Raw genomic sequence first — 19,464 nt, 5'->3', positions numbered from 1 at the left:
ACCCCGGCTCACGCCCCTGCCGGGACGGCCGCCGGGTCCTGGGTGATCTGGCGGAGCCAGGGGGCCGTGGTGTCGGAGAGCCGGACCTGGGCGTCGTCCCAGCGGCCGTACCGCGGGTTCACGTCGATGCCGAGGTCCTTGGAGGCGGCGGAGAAGACGTCCGTCAGCTTCTTCTGGCCTTCGGCGTTCTCGGTGACGCCCAGCTTCTGGGCGATCTTGTTCATGAGGACGTTGCGGCGGACGAAGTCGTCGATCTGGTCGGGCGCCACGCCCTGCTCCTGGAGGAGGACGGCCTTGAGCTGGTCCTCACCGCCGCCCTGGCGGACGAAGGAGTCCCGGGTCTGCTGGAGCTCGGCGCGGGTGGCGGTGACGCCGTGGTCCCGGGCGACCTTGTCGACGACCCGGTCGAAGATCATGACGTTGAGCTTGCGGCGGCTGAGGTCGCCGGTCGCCGCGACGAGCTGCGCGGACTGCGGCGAGGCCGCCTGCGCGTCCCGTACGTCCTCGACCTGTGCCTGGAGGCTGGACACCTCGATCCGTTCGCCGCCGACGACGGCCGCCGCTCCTGGGTGGGCGTCGTTGCCGCAGGCGGTGAGCAGCGGGCCCGCGGCGAGGAGGGCGGCGGAGACGGTGAGCGCAGTGCGGCGGTGCAAAGGAGCCTCCCGGGCTGGTCGTGCGTCAAGTTGAACGACCTTGCGGTGATCGATGGTAGGGAGTCGCCGGGGCCGGAGCCACTACTTCGGAGCGACTGTTTCCCACAACGACTCACCCGTCACCCGGGTGTCGGCCGGATTCACACCTCCGCCCGTCTCCTTCAGCAGATAGTGCGGCCGTCGCTTCACCTCGTAGTAGATGCGTCCGACGTACTCGCCGATCAGCCCGGCCATCACCATCTGCACCCCGGCGAGGGCGGTGACGGCGACGAGGAGGGTGACGTAGCCGGGGGTGGTGACGCCGTTGACCAGGGCGTCGCCGACGATCCAGGCCGCGTAGCCGAGGGCGACGACGGTGAGGAGGAGGCCGAGGTGGACGGCGGCCCGCAGGGGCTTGTTGTTGAAGGAGAGGAGTCCGTCGAGGCCGTAGTTGAGGAGCTTGCCGAAGGTCCACTTGGAGCGGCCCTGCTCGCGGACGGCGTTCTCGTAGGAGAACGTCGTGGTGCGGAAGCCGACCCAGGAGAAGAGGCCCTTGGAGAAGCGGTTGTACTCGCCGAGGTCGAGGACCGCGTCGACGGTGCGGCGGGAGAGCAGCCGGAAGTCGCCGACGCCGTCGACGAGCTCGACGTCGACGAGCCGGTTGATCGCCCAGTAGTAGATCCGGGCGGTGAGGGTACGGGTGACCCGGTCGCCCTCGCGGGTGCGGCGGGCGACGACCTGGTCGTACCCCTCGGCGTGCAGGGCGACCATGCGGTGCACGAGCTCCGGCGGGTGCTGGAGGTCGGCATCCATGATCACGACGGCGTCGCCGGCGGCGTGCCGGAGTCCGGCGAGCATCGCGGCCTCCTTGCCGAAGTTCCGGCTGAAGGAGAGGTAGCGGACCCGGTCAGGGTCACGCCCGGCGAGCTCCTGGAGGAGCGGGAGGGTCCCGTCCCGGCTTCCGTCGTCCACGTACACGAGCTCGAAATCCCCGTCGAGACGGGCGAGTTCGGCGGTCACGTGGTCGTGGAAGCGGGCGAGGACGTCCTCCTCGTTGAAGCACGGGACGACGATCGAGAGCAGCACGCGGCCCACGACAACGGAGCCCGGTGTCCCGGCCGGTCCGGGTGGATGACCTTCAGAAGACCATCGCGTGAACTGGCCCGGCGGACCCGTCCATTCCAGTCCGTCCGCTGTCATATTCGATCCGTCATGCCGAACGCCACACGCTCCCAGCCGCGTACCGCCCTCCCCGCCGTCCTCCCCGCCGGCACCCGGTCACCGGTTCTCGCTCCCGCCCTCGCCGGGCTGCTCTCCGTCCTCGCCGTCTGCGGCGGGGACGCCGTCGCCCGGGTGTTCCCCTTCGGGCCGCGCCACCGGGCCGTGAACGACCTCGCCAACCAGTTCGTGCCGTTCCACGCGCACCTGTGGGACCTGCTGCGGGGCCGGGCGGACGGCGGGCTGCTGCTCGACTGGCAGGCCGGCTGGGGCACGAGCTTCCTGCCCGACTACGGCACCTATCTGTCGAGCCCCTTCGCGCCGCTGGTCGCGCTCTTCCCGCGCGGCGACATCGAGTACGCGGTGTACGGGATCACGGTCCTGAAGACGGCGGTCGCGGCGGCGGCGATGACGTTCCTGCTGCGGCGGACCGGCCCGGCGGGCGTGTGGTGGTGGGCGTCCGTGCTCGGCGCCTCGTACGCGCTGTGCGGCTGGTCGCTCGCGGAGGGCACCTACAACCCGATGTGGCTGGACGGCCTGATCGCCTTCCCGCTGCTCTGCCTGGTGGGCGAGTGGGTACGGGAGGGCCGGCGGCCGCTCCTGGGGCCCCTGGTCGTGGCGGTCTGCTGGCTCGCGAACTTCTACACGGCGTACATGGCGACGCTGGGCGCCGCGCTCGTGCTCCTGGTCCGCCTGGCGCTCACGGACTCGTTCCGGTGGCGGACCCTGCTCAGGGCCGTGGTGACGACCGTGCTCGGGACCGGCCTCGCGGCCCCCGTCCTCGTCCCCGTCTTCCTCGGCTCCCGGCACGCCTACCCGGGCGTGGTCCGGGACTTCGTGCCGGCGGCCGGCACGGACTTCCTCGCCCGGCTGCTGCCCGTGACGTACAGCTTCGCGACCCCGGCGGCCTTCGTCGGCACGGCGGTGCCGCTGCTCGCGGGGGCGCTGCTGTTCCGCCGGGACGCGCCGGGCCGGGAGCGGTGGCTGTGGGGCGGTCTGTGCGCGGCGGTGGCGCTGTCGATGCAGTGGGCCCCGACGCACCTCGTCTGGCACGTCTTCGCCACCCCGAACGGCAGCCCGTACCGGCAGACGTTCGTCCTGTCCGGCGTCCTCGTGCTCGCCGCCTGGACGGGCCTCGCGCACGGCCTCCCGGACCGGCGGTCGCTGCTCGGCGGGACGGCGGTCGTCCTGGCCCTCGCGGCCGGGGCGCTGCCGAGCGCGCTCGTCACCTCCTGGTCGCTGCTCCTCGCGGGCGCGGGCCTGGCGGCGGTGGCGGGCGCGCTGCTCCTCCCGCGCCGGGGCCGGTACGGACTGCTCGCCGCGCTCCTCGTGTCAGGCACCCTCCTCGGCCAGGCGGCGGCGACGACGGCGTACGCGGACCGGGAGCGGCTGGTCCGGCTCGACGACTACCCGCCGTGGGGCGCGGAGCACGGACGGCGGGCGGCGGCGCTCGCGGCGGCCGACGGCTGGCCCGCGTACCGCACGGACTCCGGGCTGCCCCGGGTCGCGGGCAACGATCCGCTGCTCCTGGGCGGCCAGGGCGCCGCGTACTACAGCAGCCACACCCCGGCGGTCCTGACGGAGACCCTGGCCGCGCTGGGCGGCGGCTGGACCTCGCGCGGCCGGAACCTGCTGAGCCTGGACAACCCGGTGACGGACGCGCTGTTCGGGGTGGGCGCGCGGTGGCGGGACGGCAAGGTGGTCCGTACGGACGGGTACCTGCCGCTGGTGACGGTACGCGCTCCGGGCCCGCCCCCGGTCTACGGCCGGTCCCCCTTCCGCAACCAGGAACTCCTCCTCGGCGCCGAGGTCTACGAGCCCCCGCACGCGGGCGCGTGCCGCGTCGGCACGGAGGTCTTCCTCTGGGCCCCCGACGCCACGGGCACGGCCCGCCTGGGCGACCGCGAGACCCACCTCCTGGGCGGCCGGCCGAAGCGGCGCGCGGCCCTGACGTCCCTGGGCGTCCAGCGCGTCCCGAACCTGAAGCCGACCCTCCCGGGCCCCGGCGAACTCGGCTGCCTGGACCACGACCGCCTCCGCGCCGCGGTGACGGCCCTCCGCACCCGGGCGGCCACGTCGATCCAGGTCACCTCGGACGGCGTCCGCGCCACCCTCCCCCCGGGCACGGCGGTCGTGGCGACGCCGCGCCTCGCGGGCTGGCGGTGCAACGACACGAAGCCCCTCTCGTACGGCGGCCTCCTCGCCGCCCCGACCCGGAACGGCGAACTCTCGTGCACGTTCCGCCCCCCTGGCCTCCGCACAGGCCTGGCCGCGGGCGCACTGGCGGCACTGGGACTCCTGGGCGTGGTCGTGGTGCGGGTCAGGAACCGGCGCGCGCCTCACTGAAGGCCGCGCTCACCGTCGCAGCTCCCAGCGGGTCTCGCCGTCCTGTCGCTCGGTCGTCGGTGTGAGGCCGGACGCCCGGGCGACGGCGGCCGAGGCCGCGTGGTCGGGGTGGACGTGGGCCACGATCGTACGGGTGCCTCGGTCCACGAGAAGGGCGACGAGTGCTTCGGCTGCCTCGCGGGCCAGGCCCTGGCCCTGCCAGGGTGTTCCGACGACCCAGGCGATCTCGGCGGTGCGACCGTCGTCGGTGACCGTCGCCTGTACGGTCCCGGTGAGCCGGGCCTCGGTGCGGTGCCGCAGCACCCAGTTGCACCAGACGACCGCCGGGTCGGGCGAGCCGGCGACCAGCCGCTCGTACCGCGCGCGGAGTTCGGGCGCGGTGAGCGGGGTGCCGCCGATGAAGGCGTGGAGGGCGGGGTCGGCGAGGACCCCGGCCATCTCGTCGGCGTGCGCGACGGCGAGCGGTACGAGGTCGAGCCGCCGTGTCCTCACGGTGGTGGTCTTCACGCGTCGAAGTCCCAGATCCCTTGGCCGTTGTTCCCGGTCATTGTCGTCCCTCCTCCCGTCGTCGGCCGAACGGGTCCGAGACTAGGAAGCCGTCGCCCGGTCCGCTGTGCGCCCCGCGCGGGCCTCCTTGACGCTCAGCGCGCGGTACTCGCTGGGGCTGAGCCCGTACGCCTCCCGGAAGGCCCGGCTGAAGACGGCCGGTCCGCTGAACCCCCAGCGCGCGGCGACGGCCTGCACCGGAAGGCCGGGGCGGGCGAGGTCGTCGCGGCACCGTTCCAGGCGGCGGCGCCGGACGCGGGCCCGGACGGTCTCCCCGTCGCCGTGCGCCTGGAACAGCTGGTGGAGGGTCCGTACGGAGATGTGGTGGGCGGCGGCGACGGCGGCCGGCGTGAGGTCGGGGTCGCCGAGGTGGGCGTCGACGAAGCCGTGGATCCGCTGGAGGAGCGCCCGCGCCCGGGCCTCCACGGGCAGCTGTTCCTCGGCGTCGAGGTTCTGGGCGAGGCAGGCCGCGGCGAGGTCGACGACGACCGAGCCGAGCCGCGGCAGGTCCTCGGGCGCGCACTGGCCGGCGTGGCCCTCCAGGGAGGCGAGGAAGGCGGCGAGGACCGCCCCGAGTCCGTGCCCGCCGGGGATCCGGCTGGCGAGCAGCCGGTCGATCCGCCGGGTGCGCAACGGCAGCACGTCACGCGGGAGTTGCAGCATGGTCAGCTGCACGGGCCCCGCGTCGGTCGGCATGGCCGCGTCGGAGGGCCGCGAGGTGTCCCAGAAGACCAGGTCGCCCGCGCCGACGCTGCAGTCGTTCCGGTGCTGGGAGAGGACGGTCGCGCCGCGCCGCATCAGTCCCAGCTGGTACTGCTCCGGGTCGCCGCGCCGGATCAGCGCGGGCGTACGGCGGGACCGCAGGGGCGAGAAGGAGAACCGCGCGACGCGCACGGTCTTGAGGTCCAGGACGGCCGCCTCGGCCTGGAAGTCGGCGGGCCGCTCGACGCTGAGCGCGGTGGGCATCACCTCCCGCGAGACCAGGTCGGCGAACCAGTCGAACCGTTCCCGCGCGGGCAACTCCCCTGCCGAGACCACTGACCACATCGCACAACCCCCCGGTCGATCCAGCTTTCGGCGGCCAGAATGCAGTGGCGCGAAGGCGTTTGTCGCAGGGTTTCCCGCCCGGCGTGGCGCCGCGGGGGCTCTACGCGTCGCCGAGGAACCCCGGGTCGACACCGTCCAGTTGCAGGCTCGTCTCCTTCGCGAAGCCGAGCAGCTCCCCCAGGGGCACCACCGCGCGGCTGGTTCCGGCCAGGTCCTGGTGCGCCTCGGCGGACCACAGGGGCGGGTAGAGGCTGAGCCCCTCGCCGCCGGTGAGGCTCGGCACCTCGTCCCGCCAGCCGGGCCAGCGCAGCCCCTCGTAGAACTCCTCGACGCCCCCGGCGAGCACCCACGACAGCCAGGCCCCGTAGCCGGCGCCGATCGCGTCCCAGCGCAGCGAGTCGGGCGCGAAGTAGACCATCTCGCCGGGGCTGCCCGGCAGTCCGGTCTCCTCCGCGGTGCCGCCCTGGATCGCGAAGACCCCGCCGAGCACGTCGTGCGCGACGACGAGCCCGCCTGCGGGCCGCCAGGCGGGGTCGGGCGCGTCGGGATAGCCGTTGACCCGGGCGAGGCCGGGCAGGCGCCGGTCGTTGTGGGCGGCCGGGCTGCCGTACACCCGCAGCCAGCCGTCGTCGACGAGCGCGCCGCCGGTGCGGAAGAGGAACGCGCCCAGGTACGAGCGGACGGTGACCTGCGTCCGGTGGAGCGTGGCCGCCGCCTGCCCGGGGTCGGCGTCGAGGACCTCGACGGGCACCTTCGCCGCCCGCAGCTCCGCTTCGAGCAGCGGCCACGCCGGCTCGTCGACCTCGGTCAGCTCGCTCAGTTCACGCACACGCCCATCGTCGCACGCCGTTCTTCGTTGATCGGCGGCCCTCCCGGAGGTATCTTGCATTACATGGTTCCTGGCGAAGCAAGATCAGAGGCGACCGGAAAGGTCGCCAGTCAGCTGCGCAAGGGCGTACTGGAGTACTGCGTCCTGGCCCTGCTGCGCGACGGCCCGCGCTACGGCGTCGAGATCCTCGACGAGCTGGCCGCGGTGAGCGTCATGACCACCAGCCAGGGCACGATCTACCCCCTGCTGTCCCGGCTCCGCCGCGACGGGCTCGTCGACACCGAGCTGCGCGAGTCGGCCACGGGCCCCGCCCGCCGCTACTACACGCTCACCACGCCCGGCAGGACCGCGCTCGCAGAGTTCGCCGAGAGCTGGCCGCGCTTCCGCGACGGCGTCGACCACTTCCTGACCGCACCCCACGGAGGCTCCGCATGACCGACACCGAACACCCCCTCGTGACCGACTACCTGACCACGGTCGAGCGGGAGGCGTCCTTCCTGCCCGCGGGGCGCCGTGAAGAACTCCTCGCCGACCTGCGCGAACACCTCGCGGTCGCCGTCGGGGACGAGCAGGACCCGCAGGCCGTCCGCGCGGCCCTCGAACGGCTCGGCAGCCCCGCAGCCATCGCGGCGGCGGCCCGCGCGGAGGAGCCGGAGACGGCAGCCGTCGCGACTCCCCCGAAGGTCAAGCCCCGGACGCGGAACACCGTCACCGCGGTCCTGATCGGCCTCAGCGGGTTCGCCGGCATCGCCGGCTCCCTGCCCGCCGTGGCCGCCCTGATCGTGGGCCTCGCCCTGCTGTGGACCTCCGACGCCTGGGACCGGAGCACCAAGACCCTGGCGACCGCCCTCACCCTCGCGACGCCGATCGTGGTCGCCCTCGGCGGATTCCTCCTGGCCGCCCGCTTCAGCCCGACGGAGCTGCTCGTCGTCCTCGCCGTGGGCATCACCCTGCCGGCGACGGCGGCGGTGCGCCTGTTCCGTACGCAGCCCAGGACGGCCTGAGGAGAAGGGGCCCCTCGCCCGGGCCCCTCTCGTCCGAGCCTCCTCGCCCGGGCCCCTCTCGTCCGAGCCCCCTCGCCCGGGCCCCTCACGAGGGACCCCCCTTGCCCGACCAAGATCATCAAGGGTCAGAATGAACCGTATGACCCTGGCGAACACACCGAAACCGGCAACGATCGACGACGCGCACACGGTCGGCCGCACCCTGGCCTCCGCCTTCGGCGACGACCCGATGATGCGCTGGTTCTTCCCCGACGAGGCGACGCGCGAGACGGGCCTCGGCCGCTACTTCACGACCCTCTTCACCCGGCAGTACGGCCTGCACGGCGTCTGCGAGCGGACCGAGTCCGCGGCCGCCTTCTGGGTGTCGCCCGAGGGCGCGGACAAGGCCGTCCCCGACGCGGACACGATCCAGCAGCTCGTGGAGATCCTCGGCGACCGCGCCCCGGTCTTCCAGGAGGCCGTCATGGCGGCCGCCGAGCACGGGCCGGCCGAACCCCACTGGTACCTCGCCCTCATCGGCGCCGACCCCGCCGCCCGGGGGCAGGGCCACGGCTCGGCCCTCCTCCGCTCGGGCCTCGCGAAGGCCGACGCGGCGGGCCTGCCGGTCTACCTGGAGTCCTCCAAGCCCGACAACCTGCCGGTCTACGAGCACTTCGGCTTCAAGGTCGTCGACGAGTTCCCGCTGCCGGGCGGCGGCCCGGTCCTGTGGGCCATGAAGCGGGACGCTCGGGGCGCCTGACCTCTTCACGGGTGGTCCTGCCACAAGTGGCGCCTGAGCAGGACGTTCGCGTCCGTCACGGCGCTGTGGTCGAACTCGGCCTGGGCCGCCAGCCGTTCCCGTACGAGCAGCGCACACGTGACACAGTGCGGTACGGGCTCCGGCGGGCGGCTCAGATCGGGCACGGGCTGCGCCTGCGGCCCCCGGGCCCGCTCGTTGGCCGCCCGCACCCCCGCGCTCAACCGCTCGGCGGGGGTCGCCGGGCGCAGGTCGGCGGGATCCGCCTGCCACTCACGGCCGCCGCCGACGGGGCGGAGCATCACATAGGGCCCGGCGTTCCCCTTGAACTCGCCGACCACACCCGCCACTTGGTCGTAGACCCAGGCTCCGCGTTCCATGGATTCCGCTCCTTCCCGTGAACTACCTGGACTACCCTCTGTGATCCCGGCGCTACGAGGATGGACCGGGAAACAGGGGCTCCGGAGCGGCGGCGGGCTGTACCTCCCCAGGTCGCGCGGGTAGTTCCACATCTTCCACAAGGGAGTGCGCGCGATGCCGGCGAGACGGACGGTGACGGGCCGCAGCCAGGAGCCGAGGAAGCGGTTCGCGGAGGAGCTGAAGTCGCTACGGGCCGAGCGGGGCCTGAGCCTGCGGAAGCTGGGCGAAGTCCTTGGCTGGGACTGGTCGCTGTTCTCCAAGATGGAGAAGGGCGAGACGCTGGGCGGCCCGGAGGTGATCCAGGCGTTGGACCAGTACTACGGGACGCCGAAGTTACTGCTGACGCTGTGGGAACTGGCGGTGGCGGACCCGACCCAGTTCAAGGAGCGGTACCGGCGGTACATGACGCTGGAGGCGGAGGCGATCAGCCTCTGGTACTACGCAGTCGGTGCGGTGCCGGGCCTCCTCCAGACACCCGACTACGCGCGGACCTTCCTGGCGACCAGCGGCATGGACGGCGAGGAGCTGACCGCTCAGGTGGAGGCGCGGATAGGCCGCCGCGAGCTGCTGTCAGGACACGACGCACCGCCGTTCCGGGCCATCCTGTCAGAGACGGTGCTCCGCACGGCCCTGCCAGATCCCACTGCATGGCGTGAGCAGTTGGAGCACCTGCTGACGATGTCCGAGCGGCGGAACATCACCGTCCAAGTCATGCCGCACGCGGCCGGACCGCACGCACTGACGACCACTGACGTGATGTTCCTACGCCTGACGGACGGACGCCCGGTGGCCTGGGTTGAGACCGATCATTCGGGCGATCTCGTGGAGGAAGCGGCAGCCGTTGAGCGGCTACAGCTCCGCTACGATCGGGTCCGTGATCAGGCCCTTTCCCCGGCGGATTCACGGAAGTTCATCATGAAGATGTTGGAGGAAGCACCGTGCGAGTCGTCGATCTGAGCACCGTCACGTGGCGCAAGAGCTCCTACAGCAACAACGACGGCGGCAACTGCCTCGAAGTCGCCGACCACCTCCCCCTCGTCCCCGTCCGCGACTCCAAGAACCCCACCGGGCCCACCCTCGTCTTCGAAGCCGACGCCTGGGCCTCTTTCGTGACCGGAGTCAAGGGCGGCCGGCTCGCCGTCTGAGCCTCCGGACCGACAACCGGCCGCCCACCGCGCCCAGCACGGCGAGGGCGGCCGCCACGTATGTGCGGGTCTCTCGCCGCACTGGCCCATAACATCTGTGCCATATAGCATCACTGCTATGACCGGTGAGCGGTACACCATCGAGATCGAGCCCGAGGTCCGCCTCTGGCTGGAGGACCTCCCCGCCCACCACTACGTGATAGTCGAGTAGAAGGTCGACCGCCTCGCCGAGAACCCCACCACCCTCGGCGAGCCCTACACCCGCCACCTCAGCGGCAAGCTCCGCGAGCTGCGATTCGACCTCGGCGGGAGCGCGCAGCGCATCACCTACTGGCTCGCCCCCGACCGCCGTATCGTGCTGCTGACCGTCTTCCGCAAGACGCGCATGCGCGAGACCGCAGAAGTGGACCGGGCCCACGCCGTCCAGGCCGCATGCGAGTCTCGCCATGAGCCGGCCGCCGGGCACGACGTCTACAGCCGCCCGATCAAGGAGGAACTGTCGTGAACCACGCCGAGTGGAAGACCCGCCGCCACCGCAAGCTCCTGGGCGAGGAGGTCGAGGAGAACCCCGAGTACGACCGCCTTTACGAGGAGGCCGAGCTCGCCCACGACCTCGGCCAGCTGGTGTACGACCGGCGCACGGCCCTCGGGCTGTCCCAGACCGAACTGGCCGAGCGTTGCGGGATGAAGCAGCCACAGATCTCCCGGATCGAAGGAGGCGGCACCGTACCCACGATCCCGCTCCTGCGACGCCTGGCCCGCGCTCTCGACGCCGAGCTGACCATCGAGCTGACCCCGCACACCCAAGCGGCCTGAACGGCCTCCGGATGGGCCCTTGAGCTCAGTTCAGCTCGGGCCGCTCGTCGCGCGCCTCCTCCTCCGCGATGTCACCGCGCCCGCTGGCACCCGACCCCGTGGAGTGGAACCTGCGGCGGACGGGGACGTCACCGGGCCGGTGGACCTCGATGGCCGCTACGCCGCTTGCGCGGCGAGCCAGGCTTCCGCTGCCGCCCGTGCCGCGCCCGCGTCCGCGTCCGCCTCGCAGTCGGGGCACCGCCCCGGTTCCCAGGCGCGGAAGGCGACCTCCTCGCAGGTGACGCAGGTCTGGATCGGGGGTGGGCCCTGCACCGGGATCACCGTGGGGAGCGGCGGCGGGAGGAGCGCCCTCAGGCGATGGGAGAGGAGGCCCGCCGGGTGCTCGACGGTGTTCGGGAGGTCGGCCAGCAGCGTGCGGCGGACGGCGTCGGGGGTCGCGCCCCGGGCGAACCAGGCGTCGACGGCCGGGGCCAGGTGCCGGATGTCCCGCTCGGAGAGCAGGAACCGGGCGTCGTGGCGGCGGAGGCCGAGCAGCAGCTCGGCGGACGGGCCCTGCGGGAGGGCGGGGGTCTCGCCCCGTACCGGCCCGGACCCCTGGCGGGGATTCGGGACCGCGTCCGGCGCCTGGCCCGGGACCGGTGCCTTGTCGGGGTCCGGGTCGCCGTCCGGCTCCGGGGGCTCCGTCGCGCCCGGGTTGTTGTACGAGACCGTACGGGTCGCGATCCGGCCGCCGAGGAGGCGCTCGCGCGTCCGGGACAGGTAGCCGTGGGCCTCCAGCTCGCGCAGGGCGGCGGCGACGCGGATCTCGCCCTCGGGGAAGCGCGCGGCGAGGCACTTGACGCCGATGCGGGAACCGGCGGGCAGCGACTGGATGTGAAGGGCGAGGCCGATCGCGGTGAGCGAGAGATGCTCGTGCTGCGCGAGGTGGTTGCCGACGACGGTGAAGTTCGCCGTGTGGGTCACGTTGGCGTGAATGACGCCCGCGCCGGAAACGGGCGCGCTAAAGTTCTGGGTATCCATGGGGAAGCCTCTGGTTCTTCCTTGATGGCCAGGCCCCCGCTGGGAACGCAACTCCCTCGGGGGCCGAGCATTTTTTCAGTTCAGGTAGCCCGGAGCATATGCCAGGCAACCACCCCGAAATCCACCCCAGTTGGCACAGTTCCCTCGTGTGAGTGACACGCCTCCTCAGCTGTGACCACTCAGAGCAGGTGGGGGGGTGGTTGGTTCTTTCCCCCGGTACTTAAGAGGACGTCCAAGCCGGCCGTGTCGCGGGGCCGCCCGACTCGGCTCGCGACGAGCGACCAGGCCGCACCGTGAGATCCGGGCAACCCGGGACCCGGTACGCCGAAGCGGCCCCCGCCCGGCGTCGGCGGAGGCCGCTTCGTACGTCCTCAGGAGCTCAGTCGAGGCAGAACTCGTTGCCCTCCGGGTCCTGCATGTTGATGCAGGACTCGTTCTCCCCGTCGGCGTACAGCGTCTTCAGGTGTGTCGCGCCGAGCTTCACCAGGCGCTCGCACTCGGCCTCCAGGGTGGTCAGGCGCTCCTCGCCCACGAGGCCCTTGCCGGCGCGCACGTCGAGGTGGACCCGGTTCTTGACGGCCTTGCCCTCGGGGACGCGCTGGAAGAGCACGCGCGGGCCCGCGCCCGTGGGGTCGGAGCACGCGAAGTAGACCGGCTGCTCCTCGCGCGGCAGCGACCGGTGGTACTCCGACCAGGTGGCGAACCCCTCGGGGACCGGCGGGACGACGTACCCCAGCACCTCGCACCAGAACTCGGCGAGGCGTGCGGGCTCCGCACAGTCGATGGTGACCTGGATTTCCTTGATCGATGCCATCCGGTCACCGTAGCAAGGGGCTCGCCGCTCGCTCATTTCCTTTTCAGGGGCGGCTCGCTGAGGTGCTCTCCAGGATCACCAGGCGCTGGGTCGCGCGGGTCATCGCCACGTAGCGGTCGACCGCCCCCTCGATGCCCTCGCCGAAGGACTCCGGGTCGACGAGGACGACCAGGTCGAACTCCAGGCCCTTGGAGAGCGTCGGGGTGAGCGAGCGGACCCGGGGGCGCTCCGCGAACGTCGGGGCGCCGATGACGCAGGCGACGCCCTCGGCGTTCTCGGCGAGCCAGGTGTCGAGGACCGCGTCCAGGTCGGCGACCGGGGCGTGGGCGACGGGGATGCCGTTGCTGCGGACGGACGTCGGCACGTTGGCGTCCGGGAGTGCGGCCCGGATGACCGGCTCGGCCTCCGCCATGACCTCCTCCGGCGTGCGGTAGTTGACGCTCAGGGACGTCATCTCGATGCGGTCGATGCCTGCTCGCTCCAGGCGCTCCCGCCACGACTCGGTGAAGCCGTGCCGGGCCTGGGCGCGGTCGCCGACGATCGTGAAGCTCTTCGACGGGCAGCGGAGCAGCAGCATCTGCCACTCGGCGTCGGTCAGCTCCTGCGCCTCGTCCACCACGACGTGCGCGAACGGGCCGTCCAGCGGCTCCAGTTCGGCCGTCGGCAGGGCGCTCTCGTCGACCAGGCTCTCCTGGAGATCCTTGCCGTGCAGCATCGTGACCGCGCCCTCGCCGTCGGGGTCCGCCGCGACGATGCTGTCGATGACGCCGGACATGCGCTCGCGTTCGGCGGCGACGGTGGCCTTGCGCCGGAGGTTGAACCGGGCCGTAGCCGGGTCGCCCAGCCGCTGCCGGGCCGCGTCCAGGAGCGGCAGGTCCGAGACCGTCCACGCCTGGGCGTCGGCGCGCCGCAGTCGCTTCACCTCGTCGGGGGTCAGCCAGGGCGCGCACATCCGCAGGTACGCGGGGACCGTCCACAGGTCGCCGACGAGGTCGGCCGCCTCCAGCATCGGCCAGGCGCTGTTGAGGGCCCCGGTCAGCTCCCGGTCCTGGCGCAGCGACTTGCGGAACCGGGCCTCCGGGACCTCCTCGCCGTCGTACTTGTCGAACAGGATCGAGACCAGGTGCTCCCAGATCTGCTCGCGCGCCTCGTTGTGCGGGGTCCCCGGCTCGGCCGCGTCGAAGGCCTCCGCCCAGTCGGCGGCGGTCAGCCGGATGTCCGACCAGTGGGTGGAGACGGTCATGCCCTCGGTGGGCGGCTCCTCGTAGAACGCGACGGCCTTCTCGATCGCCATGACCATGTCCCGCGAGGACTTCAGGCGGGCGACCTCCGGGTCGGTCTCCGGCCTCGCCTTCGCGCCCTCGGCGACCAGGTCGCGCACGGTGCAGGTCCGTACGCCCTCCTCGCCGAGGCTGGGCAGGACGTCGGCGACGTAGTTCAGGTAGGGCTGGTGCGGGCCGACGAACAGCACGCCGCCGCGGCGGTGCCCGAGGCGCGGGTCGGAGTAGAGGAGGTGCGCGGTGCGGTGCAGGGCGACGACCGTCTTTCCCGTACCGGGGCCGCCGTCGACGACGAGGGCGCCGCGCGAGCCGGCGCGGATGATGGCGTCCTGGTCGGACTGGATCGTGGCGAGCACGTCCCGCATCCGGGGCGACCGGTTGCCGCCGAGGCTGGCGATGAACGCGGACTGGTCGTCGAGCGCGGCATGCCCTTCGAGTCCGTCGGCGGTGAAGACCTCGTCCCAGTAGTCCGTGATCCGGCCGCCGGACCAGCGGTAGCGGCGGCGGCTCGCCAGGCCCATGGGGTTCGCGTGCGTCGCCGCGAAGAACGGTTCGGCCGCCGGGGAGCGCCAGTCGACGAGCAGCCGGCGGCCGGTGCTGTCGGTGAGGCCGAGCCGCCCGATGTACACGGGCCCGGAACCGTCCGCCTCGCCCTCCGTGCCCTCCGTGCCCTCCGCGCCTTCCGTGCCGACCACACGGCCCAGGCACAGGTCGAGGCCGAAGCGGCGCAGGGTCCGCAGGCGGCCGGAGAGCCGGTGGATCTCCGCGTCCCGGTCCATCGCCTCCCGGCCGACCCCGCCCGGCGCCTTCCGCTCGGCGTCGAGGCGCGCCGACAGTTCGGCGATCGTCTCGTCGAGGCAGCGGGCGATGGCGGCGAAGTGCTCCTCGTCCGCGGCGATGAGCGCCGGATCCGCCTTGGGAGAGAGGTTGCCGGAGAGGTCGAACACACCGGCAATAAGGGACGTCATGTGGTGAATACCCCGTTTTCGCAGCTTCTGGCTTTCTTCGAGGAGCGATTCTGCGTCACGAAGGGGGCCTTGTCGCAAGCCCCCCTGTGCGCTATACGTTGAGAGTGCGAGAGGTGCGTACTCCCTCTCCCCTCTCCCCCTCCCTCGGACATGTCGGTCCCTGACATGTCGGTCCGGGTCCCGGGTCGGAAATTTCTCGGACGCTCGTCGCAACCTCGGGCGGTGCCGCACGTCTGGTGGGTTGAAGGCGCCCTCCAGCTGATGTTCCAGACCGTGTTTCCGACACTTCCTCGGGAGAACCCCATGACCACCCACGCCAAGCGCGACTACCGCCCCCGTCCCCGACTCCTGGGCGTCGTCGCCGGTGCCGTGCTGATCCTCGGCGGCGGGTTCGTCGCGCAGGCCGTCGCCGACTCGGGCCCGAAGCCGGCCCCTGTCGCCCCGGATGCCGCGCCCGCCGCCCCCAAGCCGGTTGCGGCGCCCGCCACGCCGGCGCCGGTTCCCGCGCCCGCCGCGCCGAAGGTCGTGACCGCGCCGAAGCCGGTGGCCCAGCCGGTCGCGCCGAAGCCGGCCCCCGCGCCCGCGTCCGCCGCGCCGAAGGTCAGCGCGCCCAGGCCCGCGCCCGCGCCGGTTCCCGCGCCCGCCGGTGACGCGCCCCGCGTGATCGCGCCCGGCAAGTAGCCGCACCGGGCGAGTGGGTGGACCCGCCCCCGGGTCCACCCACTCACCCGCCCTCTCCCCTCCCCGACCCCGACGGATCGAGGCCCATGCCGTACGCCCTCGCCCTGACCATGGCGCCGCCCTGGTGGTCCCGGCTGCTCGCGCGGGTGTCCCGTGCGGCCCGGGACGCGCGCGTGCCGGTGCGGGAACGCCATCTGCGGGCCGTCGGCGCTCCGTACGACGACGAGCCGGCCCCCACGCTCACCGAGCTCTACCGGGCGCGGCGGCTCGACATGGTGCGGCTCGCGCTCTTCCTGGTGGACGACCTGCCGACCGCCGAGGACGTCGTGCAGGACGCGTTCGCCGCCCTGTGCCGCGTGTACGGCACCTCGCTCGACGGACTCCAGGACCCGGGGGCGTACCTGCACACCGCTGTCGTCAACGCGGCCCGCTCCATGCTGCGCCGACGCCGTACCGCGCGCGCGTACACCCCGCCCCACCCGGGTTCCTGCGCGCCCGTCGACGAGGGGCTGCTGCTCGCCGAGGAACACCGGCAGGTGCTCGACGCGCTGGCGGAGCTGACGCGCCGGCAGCGCGAGGTGCTGGTGCTGCGCTACTGGTCGGAGCTGACGGAGGCGCAGATCGCGCAGACGCTGGGCCTCTCGCGCGGCACGGTGAAGTCCACCGCGAGCCGCGCCCTCGACGCCCTGGAGAAGCAATTGGAGAAGCGCCTGGACGAGGCCCCGGAGGCAGGCCGATGACACGCCCCGTGGAGGAGCGGCTGCGCGCCGCCCTCGCCGCGCGCGCCGCCCTCGTGACCTACCGTGACCTGCGCGGCGACGCGCCTCCGCAGGGGCGCGGCTGGGGGACGCACCGGATCCGCGCGGTCGCGTTCGCGGCGCTCGGGGCGGTCGCCGCCGTGGCCGCCGCATGCCTGCTCGTACTGCTCCCGGACGGTCCCGCGGCCCCGGACCCGGTGCTGCCCGCCCGCAGCCCGGCGATCACGCCGGTACCGCCGGTGCGCACCCCCGTGCCGCCGCTGCCCACCCCGGCCCCGAGCGGACCGGCCGTCACGGAGCCCCGGCCGGTGGAGTCGCCGTGACGCGGAGAAGGGCCGGAACCCGTCGGGTTCCGGCCCTTCTCGGCAGAGCGCGCGACTACTTCTTCGGGTTGACCTCGTCCAGGCAGAGGACGAACTTGTCCGAGCCCAGCTGCTGCGCGAGCGCCGAGTGCTCCTCGCCGCAGGCGTTCAGGTCGAAGGTGTTGTCGACGACCTTGAAGACCTTGAACAGGTCGGCCTTGCCGGAGGAGCAGTCGACGGTGTCGACCTTGGGGTCGTTGTCGGGACCGGTGACGGTCACGCACTCGCCGGCCTCGGCGTGCACGGGGGCGTCACCCGTGAGGTGCGGGAGGCCGAACTTCACCGCGACGGCGACGACGATCGCGACGATGACACCGCCGACCTTCTTGAGGATCGCGGAGCCCTTCTTGGCGGGGGCAGCGGGCTGCTGCTCGGGGGCGAAGGGAGCGGGAGGCGTCGTCATGTGAATTCCTTGGGGGACGCGGACATGATCAGACGCGAACGTTACATGCGCCAAAACAGGCAAAAAGGATCATGAAGATCCACTTCCCGATCAGTTGTCGAGTCGTGACCCTGCAGCCACGTCGGGGTCACGCCCGATTCGCCGTCAGGACCCCTTTCAGGAGCCCGTTCAGGGTCGCGGCCCCAGCTGACGCTGATGGTCGAGCGCCCGTCGCAGGTCCACCGGAAGCGGGTGATACGGGCCGTACGCACGCTCCGCGTCGAACAGCAGCCGCTGGAGCTCCTCCTGACCGGCCGTGTGCTCGCCCGCCGCCAGGAGCAGCAGCCCGACCCTCTGCCGGATGTCGAAGGCCCGGGCCTGATCCCGCTCGTAGTACGGCAGGACGGCGCGGAACTCCGCGAGCGCGGCGGCCGTCTCCCCCAGCTGCTCCAGGCACAGCGCCGCGTCGTAACGGAACTGCAGGAACTGCGGGTCCGCCGGGCCCGCCTCCGCGCCGCGCTCCTCCGCGAGCCGGCGCAGCTCCGGCAGCGCGCGCCGGTACTGGCCGTCGTCCATCAGCGTCGACGCGTACTGCTTGCGCAGGATCCGGACGACCGGTGACCCTTCGCCGTGCTCGGCCGCCGCCGCGGGCAGGATGCCGCCGAGCATGTCCACGGCCTGAGTGAGCGAGCCCTCGGCGAGCAGCCGCTTCACCTCCTCGACGGCAGCGGCCACGTCCGGACGCGCGGGCGCCGCGCTTCCGTACACCCGGGGGTCGGTGCGGGGGTCGGGCTGCGCACGCGGAGGCGCGACCGGGACCGGCGGGACCGGGACCGGGACCGGCGCGGTCCTCGCCGAAGGCCGGTCCGGCCAGGGCGCGTGCGGGCGCAGGAACGGCCGGGTCGGGTCCATCGGCCCCGCCGGGGCGCCGCGCGCGGGAAGCAGCGGCAGCAGCTGCTCGTACACCTCGTGGGCCCCGGACGGCCGCGCCTGCGGGTCCTTGGCGAGCAGCCGCAGGACCAGCGCCTCGAGCGCCTCGGGGACCTCGGGGCGCAGCTGCCGGAGCGGGGCGGGGGGCTCGTACAGATGGCGGTGCAGCACGCCGAGCGCGGTGGATCCGGCGAACGGCACGTTCCCGCTGAGGAGTTCGTGGAGCAGCACGCCGAGCGCGTACAGGTCGGTGGACGGGCCGACGGCGCCGCCCATGGCCTGCTCCGGCGCCATGTACGCCGGGCTGCCGATGGGCGAACCGGTGTGCGTGAGCCGGGTGGTGTCGGTGTCCAGGACGGAGGCGACGCCCAGGTCGAGGACGGTGACGGTGCCGTCCGGGCGGATCATCACGTTCCGCGGCTTGAGGTCGCGGTGCACGATCGGCACCGCGTGCACGGCGGCGAGCACCGCGCACAGCTGCGCGGCGACGCTGACCGCCCACTCCCAGGGGTACGGGTCGTGCTCGGCGAGGTGGTCGGCGAGGTCCGCGCCCTGCACGTACTGCATGACGAGGTAGAGGTCGTCGCCGTCGCTGCCCGCGTCGTGCACGGTCACGAGGCCGGGGTGGTCGACCTGCGCGGTCACCCGGCACTCGCGCACGAAGCGGCGCCGCAGCTCGTCGGCGGCGGTGGCGGGGCCGGTCATGGTGGCCGGCCGCAGCAGCTTCACCGCGACCCGACGGTCGAGCCGCCCGTCGTACGCCGTCCAGACCTGCCCCATCCCGCCCTGCCCGATGACGGTGGAGAGCTCGTAACGCCCCCCGATGACCCGCCCGTTCACCGGCGGTCTTCGCCTTCCGGAGCGTTCTTGCGGAGCAGGTCGCTCAGCTCGTCCAGCTCGGCGCGGACCTGGTCGATGCGGTGCCCGGGAACGGCGGGCGGCTGGACGGCCGGGGGCGGGACGACCGGGCGGGCGTACGGGTTGGGGCTCCCCGGACTCGGGACCGTGACGGCGGCGGCGGGGTCGTATCCCGGCGGGAGGAACGCGGGAGCCGCGGCGCCGGGCCGGTCCAGGCGACGGATCTCGGTCACCAGGTAGTACGTGATCGAGCCCGCCACCAGGGCGACCATGATGCCGACGGCGACGAAGGACTCCGTGGTCGTGGGCTCCTCGTCGCCGGTGACGCCCGCGTACGTGAAGAGACCCGCCGCCAGCAGGAACGTCAGACCGAACAGCACCCAGTCCAGCGCCCTGCGGGTGACGATCGCGAGCCGCAGCATCGGCGCCCAGGCCAGGAATCCGCAGCTCAGCAGCGCGAGGACGGAGAAGAGGACGAGCAGCGCGATCCGGCCACCGGAGGCGGGGCTCTTCGACGGCTGCGGAACCTGCGGGGCCTGCGGAGGGCCGTACATCCTGCTGCTCCTGCTCGGACGGATCCTCGGGACGGATCGGGGTGCGGAGACGAGCGTATACACCCATACGGACAACGGTTCCGGGATACCCGGAACCGTTGTCGAAGCGATCAGAAGC

22 protein-coding genes and 1 pseudogene are annotated in these 19,464 nt (G+C 72.9%); 11 read left to right on the top strand and 12 right to left on the bottom strand.

The window, feature by feature from the left end:
* Positions 1–8 precede the first annotated feature (8 nt).
* Positions 9–653 (bottom strand): SurA N-terminal domain-containing protein, encoded by a 645-nt coding sequence (locus tag ACFYX3_RS28645; protein ID WP_116160602.1) that lies wholly within the window; start codon positions 651–653, stop codon positions 9–11.
* Between the two features lie 81 nt (positions 654–734).
* The gene (locus ACFYX3_RS28640) at positions 735–1,718 is read right to left on the bottom strand and encodes a glycosyltransferase family 2 protein (RefSeq protein ID WP_389019100.1); all 984 of its coding nucleotides are present in this window, start codon (positions 1,716–1,718) and stop codon (positions 735–737) included.
* Positions 1,719–1,844: 126 nt separating this feature from the next.
* Here ACFYX3_RS28640 and ACFYX3_RS28635 point away from each other — a divergent pair, with 126 nt between their 5' ends.
* Positions 1,845–4,196: a YfhO family protein gene (locus ACFYX3_RS28635; RefSeq protein WP_389019095.1), complete on the top strand. Its 2,352-nt coding sequence runs from the start codon at positions 1,845–1,847 to the stop codon at positions 4,194–4,196.
* Positions 4,197–4,205: 9 nt separating this feature from the next.
* Here ACFYX3_RS28635 and ACFYX3_RS28630 read toward each other — a convergent pair whose 3' ends face one another.
* From ACFYX3_RS28630 to ACFYX3_RS28620, 3 genes are all read right to left on the bottom strand, one after another.
* On the bottom strand, positions 4,206–4,703 hold the full coding sequence (locus ACFYX3_RS28630) for a GNAT family N-acetyltransferase (RefSeq protein WP_389019091.1): 498 nt from the start codon (positions 4,701–4,703) through the stop codon (positions 4,206–4,208).
* Between the two features lie 81 nt (positions 4,704–4,784).
* A complete protein-coding gene (locus ACFYX3_RS28625; protein ID WP_389019087.1) occupies positions 4,785–5,789 on the bottom strand; it encodes a helix-turn-helix domain-containing protein in 1,005 nt (334 codons plus the stop codon).
* A gap of 100 nt (positions 5,790–5,889) precedes the next feature.
* Positions 5,890–6,618, bottom strand: a complete 729-nt coding sequence (locus ACFYX3_RS28620; RefSeq protein ID WP_389019084.1) for a DUF2625 domain-containing protein — start codon at positions 6,616–6,618, stop codon at positions 5,890–5,892.
* Between the two features lie 63 nt (positions 6,619–6,681).
* On the opposite strand from ACFYX3_RS28620, the gene ACFYX3_RS28615 reads away from it, so the two are divergent.
* The 3 genes from ACFYX3_RS28615 to ACFYX3_RS28605 all read left to right on the top strand — a co-directional run bounded on the left by ACFYX3_RS28615 (position 6,682) and on the right by ACFYX3_RS28605 (position 8,361).
* Positions 6,682–7,053 (top strand): PadR family transcriptional regulator, encoded by a 372-nt coding sequence (locus ACFYX3_RS28615; protein WP_116160597.1) that lies wholly within the window; start codon positions 6,682–6,684, stop codon positions 7,051–7,053.
* Positions 7,050–7,622, top strand: coding sequence for an HAAS signaling domain-containing protein (locus ACFYX3_RS28610; RefSeq protein ID WP_389019079.1), 573 nt, complete (start codon positions 7,050–7,052; stop codon positions 7,620–7,622). The genes ACFYX3_RS28615 and ACFYX3_RS28610 overlap by 4 nt, the downstream gene beginning before the upstream one ends.
* Positions 7,623–7,752: 130 nt before the next feature.
* Complete coding sequence (locus tag ACFYX3_RS28605; protein WP_389019076.1) at positions 7,753–8,361, top strand: GNAT family N-acetyltransferase; 609 nt, start codon at positions 7,753–7,755, stop codon at positions 8,359–8,361.
* A 5-nt stretch (positions 8,362–8,366) separates the two neighbouring features.
* Here the strand turns inward: ACFYX3_RS28605 and ACFYX3_RS28600 are convergent, their stop codons facing one another.
* Positions 8,367–8,738, bottom strand: coding sequence for a hypothetical protein (locus tag ACFYX3_RS28600; protein WP_389019073.1), 372 nt, complete (start codon positions 8,736–8,738; stop codon positions 8,367–8,369).
* A 154-nt stretch (positions 8,739–8,892) separates the two neighbouring features.
* Here ACFYX3_RS28600 and ACFYX3_RS28595 point away from each other — a divergent pair, with 154 nt between their 5' ends.
* The 4 genes and pseudogenes from ACFYX3_RS28595 (at position 8,893) to ACFYX3_RS28580 (ending at position 10,739) form a co-directional block, all read left to right on the top strand.
* Complete coding sequence (locus tag ACFYX3_RS28595) at positions 8,893–9,735, top strand: helix-turn-helix domain-containing protein (RefSeq protein WP_389019243.1); 843 nt, start codon at positions 8,893–8,895, stop codon at positions 9,733–9,735.
* Positions 9,717–9,923: a DUF397 domain-containing protein gene (locus ACFYX3_RS28590; RefSeq protein WP_389019070.1), complete on the top strand. Its 207-nt coding sequence runs from the start codon at positions 9,717–9,719 to the stop codon at positions 9,921–9,923. Before ACFYX3_RS28595 ends, ACFYX3_RS28590 begins: the two co-directional genes overlap by 19 nt.
* A 118-nt stretch (positions 9,924–10,041) precedes the next feature.
* Positions 10,042–10,428, top strand: a pseudogene (locus ACFYX3_RS28585) (type II toxin-antitoxin system RelE/ParE family toxin).
* Entirely contained in the window at positions 10,425–10,739 is a 315-nt protein-coding gene (locus ACFYX3_RS28580; protein WP_376582132.1) for a multiprotein-bridging factor 1 family protein, read from the top strand. The pseudogene ACFYX3_RS28585 and the gene ACFYX3_RS28580 overlap by 4 nt, the downstream one beginning before the upstream one ends.
* Positions 10,740–10,895: 156 nt before the next feature.
* Here ACFYX3_RS28580 and ACFYX3_RS28575 read toward each other — a convergent pair whose 3' ends face one another.
* The 3 genes from ACFYX3_RS28575 to helR all read right to left on the bottom strand — a co-directional run bounded on the left by ACFYX3_RS28575 (position 10,896) and on the right by helR (position 14,821).
* Complete coding sequence (locus ACFYX3_RS28575; RefSeq protein WP_389019066.1) at positions 10,896–11,759, bottom strand: helix-turn-helix domain-containing protein; 864 nt, start codon at positions 11,757–11,759, stop codon at positions 10,896–10,898.
* Between the two features lie 379 nt (positions 11,760–12,138).
* Positions 12,139–12,573, bottom strand: a complete 435-nt coding sequence (locus ACFYX3_RS28570; protein ID WP_389019063.1) for a VOC family protein — start codon at positions 12,571–12,573, stop codon at positions 12,139–12,141.
* A gap of 43 nt (positions 12,574–12,616) precedes the next feature.
* A complete protein-coding gene (helR, locus tag ACFYX3_RS28565) occupies positions 12,617–14,821 on the bottom strand; it encodes an RNA polymerase recycling motor ATPase HelR (RefSeq protein ID WP_389019060.1) in 2,205 nt (734 codons plus the stop codon).
* 303 nt (positions 14,822–15,124) lie between these two features.
* On the opposite strand from helR, the gene ACFYX3_RS28560 reads away from it, so the two are divergent.
* The 3 genes from ACFYX3_RS28560 to ACFYX3_RS28550 all read left to right on the top strand — a co-directional run bounded on the left by ACFYX3_RS28560 (position 15,125) and on the right by ACFYX3_RS28550 (position 16,583).
* A complete protein-coding gene (locus ACFYX3_RS28560; protein WP_389019057.1) occupies positions 15,125–15,502 on the top strand; it encodes a hypothetical protein in 378 nt (125 codons plus the stop codon).
* An 86-nt stretch (positions 15,503–15,588) separates the two neighbouring features.
* The gene (locus tag ACFYX3_RS28555) at positions 15,589–16,242 is read left to right on the top strand and encodes an RNA polymerase sigma factor (protein ID WP_389019054.1); all 654 of its coding nucleotides are present in this window, start codon (positions 15,589–15,591) and stop codon (positions 16,240–16,242) included.
* On the top strand, positions 16,239–16,583 hold the full coding sequence (locus ACFYX3_RS28550) for a hypothetical protein (RefSeq protein ID WP_376582144.1): 345 nt from the start codon (positions 16,239–16,241) through the stop codon (positions 16,581–16,583). Before ACFYX3_RS28555 ends, ACFYX3_RS28550 begins: the two co-directional genes overlap by 4 nt.
* 55 nt (positions 16,584–16,638) lie before the next feature.
* On the opposite strand, the gene ACFYX3_RS28545 is transcribed toward ACFYX3_RS28550, so the two are convergent.
* The 3 genes from ACFYX3_RS28545 to ACFYX3_RS28535 all read right to left on the bottom strand — a co-directional run bounded on the left by ACFYX3_RS28545 (position 16,639) and on the right by ACFYX3_RS28535 (position 19,346).
* Positions 16,639–17,025 carry a hypothetical protein gene (locus ACFYX3_RS28545; RefSeq protein ID WP_389019051.1) on the bottom strand — a complete coding sequence of 129 codons (387 nt, stop codon included), beginning with the start codon at positions 17,023–17,025 and terminating at the stop codon, positions 16,639–16,641.
* Positions 17,026–17,193: 168 nt separating this feature from the next.
* Complete coding sequence (locus tag ACFYX3_RS28540; RefSeq protein WP_389019048.1) at positions 17,194–18,774, bottom strand: protein kinase; 1,581 nt, start codon at positions 18,772–18,774, stop codon at positions 17,194–17,196.
* A complete protein-coding gene (locus ACFYX3_RS28535; RefSeq protein ID WP_382659750.1) occupies positions 18,771–19,346 on the bottom strand; it encodes a hypothetical protein in 576 nt (191 codons plus the stop codon). The genes ACFYX3_RS28540 and ACFYX3_RS28535 overlap by 4 nt, the downstream gene beginning before the upstream one ends.
* Between the last annotated feature and the right edge of the window lie 118 nt (positions 19,347–19,464).

Source organism: Streptomyces sp. NPDC002463 (assembly GCF_042889835.1).
Lineage (GTDB): Bacteria > Actinomycetota > Actinomycetes > Streptomycetales > Streptomycetaceae > Streptomyces > Streptomyces nymphaeiformis.
The sequence above is the reverse complement of the archived record's forward strand: the minus strand, read 5'-3'. Positions and strand labels throughout refer to the sequence as shown.